Below are 4,118 nucleotides of genomic sequence, written 5' to 3'. Positions count from 1 at the left end.
CACGGTCAGCACACACGGCGCGAAGTTCAGGATGCTGGTCACCCCCGCGGCGACCAGATCGTCGGTGACCGCCTGCGCGGCGCCGGCCGGGGTGGCGATCACCGCGATCGCGATCGACTCCTCGGCGGCGACCCGGGCCAGCTCCTCGATGTGCTGCACGGTCAGCCCGTTGATCACCTCGCCCACCCGGGCCGGGTCGGCGTCGAAGAGCGCCACGATGCGGAAGCCGCGGCCGGCGAAGCCGTCGTAGCCGGCCAGCGCGTGCCCGAGGTTACCGACGCCGACCAGGCAGACCGCCCGGTGCTGGTCCAGGCCGAGGATGTACTCGATCTGGGCGGTCAGCAGGCGGACGTCGTAGCCGACGCCGCGGGTGCCGTACGACCCCAGGTGCGAGAGGTCCTTGCGCAGCTTGGCCGAGTTGACCCCGGCCGCGGCGGCGAGACCCTCGCTCGAGATGGTCTCGGACGCGTCCGCGAGGTTGTGCAGTGCGCGGAGGTACTCCGGAAGCCGCGCGATGGTCGCCTCCGGGAGATCCGGGAAGGCGGGCCCACCGGGGGCGCCGGGAACGTTTCCGTATCGCTGCTGACTCATCTGACTCCGTGCCGACGAGGTGGCTGACCTGCGAAGAGCCCTCCGTGGTCGGCAAGGACCGGCTGTTACAGCGGGGCTCGTCGGAGTCACAGAGTAGGCGCTTGTGAAGGCGTGCACAAATCGCGATCTTGATGCGGGGTATGGACGAAGATCCACTCAGCGTGCTAAAGCCGAGCTCATCCGAGTATTACCGGTCCACAGGGCCCGCGCCCAATCTCGTCGCCAAGCCGACCGGGAAGTATCAGAGGTCACGAGCGATGCCGACCGCCTCCACGAGGGTGTCAGCCACGGGACAGCCGACCGCCCGCAGCCGGGTCGCGTCGGTGAAGCCGCCGGAGTAGAGGACCACCGCCGCGCCGACCGACGAGGCGGCGTCGGCGTCGTCCAGCGAGTCGCCGATCAGGACCGCGTCGGCGCCGGTCAGATCCAGCGAGTCGAGGTGTGCGGCCAGGTGGCCGGCCTTGAGGTGGCCGCCGACCTCGGTGCGCAGCCCATCCACCCGCGTGAAGTGGCCGTCGAGCCCGTAGGTCGACAGGGCCGGCACCAGCTCGTCGTGGAACCACATCGACAGCAGTGACTGGCTGCCCGGCCACATCGTCAACGCCTCCTTGGCGTCCGCGGCCAGCGCCATCGTGGTCAGCCCCATCCGGTAGGCCTCGTGGAAGATCCGGTCGAGCTTGCCGAACTCGTCCTCGTCGACCACCCGCTCGAGGATCTCCGCGTAGAACTCGGCGACCGGCCGGCGGAACCGGCGGCGATGCTCGTCCGGCTCGACGTCACGCCCGCCGACCGCGGCGAACGCGCTGTTGGTGGCCTGGACCACCAGGGAGAAGTCGTCGAGCAGAGTGCCGTTCCAGTCCCAGACAAGATGAGTACGCGCCACGCGGCGACTATAGGCGGGGAGCGCCGGGCGGCCGAGCGAGATCCCGCTTCAGCCGCTTCTCCTCCACCCGCCAGTAGCCGTGCTCCTTGCCGTCCAGCAGCACCACCGGCACCCGGTCGCCGTAGTCGCGCTCGAGCTCGAGCGTCGAGTCCACGTCGACCCGGGTCCAGTCGCCCGGAACGATCCGCTCCAGCGCCTGCTCGGCCACCTCGCACAGGTGGCAGCCGTCGCGGCTGATCAGGGTGACCCGCGTGCTCATCCCAGCTCCCTCTTGCGGACCTTGCCGATCGCCGAGTGCGGCAGCGAGGACACCAGCTCGATCGCGGCCGGCAGCTTGAACCGGGCGAGGTGCGCGGCACAGTACACCTGCAGTTCGGCCGCGGTGGGCGGCGGATCCAGGGCGGGCACCACGTACGCGTGCGGCGCCTGCCCGGTCTCCGGGTGGTCCATGGCGACCACCGCGGCCTCGCCGACCCCGGGGTGGGAGTCCAGCACCCGCTCGATCTCGGCCGGGTAGACGTTGAAGCCGTTCACCAGGATCAGCTCGCCGATCCGGTCCACCAGATGCAGGTCGCCGTCGCCGTCCGCGTACGCGATGTCCCCGGTCGCCCACCACCCGTCGGCGTCCGGCCCGTCCCGCCCGTCGGGCCAGTAGCCGGAGAACAGGTTGTCCCCGCGCACCACGATCTCGCCCGGATCCGTCCCGGCCGAGTCCTCGACGGCGAGATCCAGCTCGGCCAGGTCCTCGTCCGGGGAAGCGGTGCCGTCCTCCCAGAGCACGTACCCGTCGGCGGTGCGCAGGCGCAGGGCCACCCCGGGCAGCGGCCGGCCGATGGAGCCGGCCTTGCCGCGGTCGCTCACCGCGGTCGTGGTCAGCACCGGCGCCGCCTCGGTCAGCCCGTACCCGTTGATCAGGGTCTTGCCGGTCACGGCGGTGAAGCGGGCCGCGTCGGCCGGGTCGATCGGCGCCGCGCCGCAGACCGCCGTGCGGACCGTGGCCAACGCCTCCGCCGCGTCGCTCTCGCGCGACCACGCGGCGAACATCCCCGGCACACCGCCCGCGACCGTCACGCCGTGCCGGGCGATGGCGGCCAGCGAACCGGCGGCGTCGAAGCGCTCCACCAGCACCCCGGTCGCCGCGTGGTGCACGACCGAGCCGAGCCCGGTGTTCAGCCCGTAGGCGTGGAAGAACGGCACGCTGAGCAGCACCACGTCGTCCGGCCCGATCACCGGCGGCTCGATCCGGTCGAGCTGGTCGTGGTTGGCCGCGAGCGCGGCGTGGGTGAGCATCGCGCCTTTCGGCCGTCCGCTGGTGCCCGAGGTGTAGATCAGCACGGCGAGTTGGTCGGCGGCGGGTCCGTCCGGCGATGCGGGTGCGGCCGACGGGCCGGATCCAAGGTCGGGGGGTACGCACGACGCGCCCGCAATCGCACTGTCCGTAACCACCAGTGACACGCCCGCGTCACGTAGGGCGTAGTCGATCTCGTCGGGCGTGTATCCGGGGTTGAGCGGCACGGCGACCAGACCGGCACGCAACACCCCGAAGTAGACGACCACGAAATCCACGGTGTTGCCCAGGACGATCGCCACCCGGCCGCCCGGTTCATCGACCAGGGCCGCCAGCCGGCCGGCGGCCCGGTCCACCGCAGCGTCGACATCCGCCCAGGTCAGCGTCGTTTCGTCGGCGATCAGGGCAACGGCCGAGGGTCGGCGCAAAGCGGCCTGACGGACCGCGTCGCGCGCTCTTGTCTCCACGAGCAGCGAGTCTCGCACAGGGCCCCCGGACGGAGGAGGACGGACATCCTGTCCGTTTCCCGTCCGAGCGTGTCCTACATGGTGGCAGACGTTCCTGTTGTCGCGTCTGCACCGCTTCCGGATGTTTTCGCGCAGCGCACACGGTGTGCGACTCCGTGTGTCCGGAGTCCGTGATACTTCACGCTCGTGTAACGGACTCCACACCTATGGGTGAGGTCGGCCCGGCAGTTCCCGGGGTCGCCCCACCCGTTTTGTTATGAGTGACCATCCCTCATCCCGAGGAGGCCGCTGTGCCACACAAAGCACGGATTCACCATGAATATGCGATCTGGCGGGGTCGTTTCGTGGTCGGTCAGGCCCGCCGTGTCGAGGAGGCGCAGTGAGTGATGTGTACGCCGGCGATCCCTACAGTTCGGCGCGCTTCATCCTGAACGTCGCTCACGCTATCCGTGGCGACAGTCCGAAGCGCACCCGCAACCGCCCGCACATCAACGAGTCCCCCAGCCGCCTCCCACCGACCGGCAACGTCAAGCCGGTCGGCGGTCGCGCACGTCCGGTCATGCCGGCTCAACCCGGCCCCGGCCAGCGCAGTGGCGACGCCGCCGAGGCCCAGGTGGTGCTGCCGACACAGAGCACCACCGGCCCGCCCACCGAGTCGGAGCCGCCCAAATATCCGGCCCGCCCCGATCCGTCGGACGCGGCGGCCGAGGTGTGGGCGCTGGTCGAGCGCGCTCAGGCCGGCGAGTCCGCCGCCTTCGGCCTGATCTACGACCGGTACGTGGACACCGTCTTCCGCTTCGTCTACTTCCGGGTCGGCAACCGCCAGCTCGCCGAGGACCTGACCTCGGACACCTTCCTGCGCGCCCTCAAGCGGATCGGCAGCTTCACC

Annotated in this window: 5 protein-coding genes; 1 reads left to right on the top strand and 4 read right to left on the bottom strand. The window is 70.7% G+C overall.

What is annotated here, in order from left to right; translation table 11 throughout:
* The 4 genes from AB0M20_RS30215 to AB0M20_RS30200 form a co-directional block, all read right to left on the bottom strand.
* Positions 1-591: redox-sensing transcriptional repressor Rex (locus tag AB0M20_RS30215; RefSeq protein WP_364303721.1), on the bottom strand; the 591-nt coding region annotated here is incomplete at its 3' end.
* A 241-nt stretch (positions 592-832) separates the two neighbouring features.
* Positions 833-1,474 (bottom strand): HAD hydrolase-like protein, encoded by a 642-nt coding sequence (locus AB0M20_RS30210; RefSeq protein ID WP_364303720.1) that lies wholly within the window; start codon positions 1,472-1,474, stop codon positions 833-835.
* A 7-nt stretch (positions 1,475-1,481) separates the two neighbouring features.
* On the bottom strand, positions 1,482-1,733 hold the full coding sequence (locus AB0M20_RS30205) for a glutaredoxin family protein (RefSeq protein WP_364303719.1): 252 nt from the start codon (positions 1,731-1,733) through the stop codon (positions 1,482-1,484).
* Positions 1,730-3,229: an AMP-binding protein gene (locus tag AB0M20_RS30200; protein WP_364303718.1), complete on the bottom strand. Its 1,500-nt coding sequence runs from the start codon at positions 3,227-3,229 to the stop codon at positions 1,730-1,732. The genes AB0M20_RS30205 and AB0M20_RS30200 overlap by 4 nt, the downstream gene beginning before the upstream one ends.
* A gap of 424 nt (positions 3,230-3,653) precedes the next feature.
* Between AB0M20_RS30200 and AB0M20_RS30195 the strand changes: the two genes are divergently transcribed.
* Positions 3,654-4,118 (top strand): sigma factor (locus AB0M20_RS30195; protein WP_364303722.1); only part of this gene is annotated, 465 nt, incomplete at its 3' end.

Origin of the sequence: Actinoplanes sp. NPDC051633, assembly GCF_040681735.1 — a bacterium.
In the GTDB taxonomy this organism is placed as follows: domain Bacteria; phylum Actinomycetota; class Actinomycetes; order Mycobacteriales; family Micromonosporaceae; genus Actinoplanes.
The sequence above is the reverse complement of the archived record's forward strand: the minus strand, read 5'-3'. Positions and strand labels throughout refer to the sequence as shown.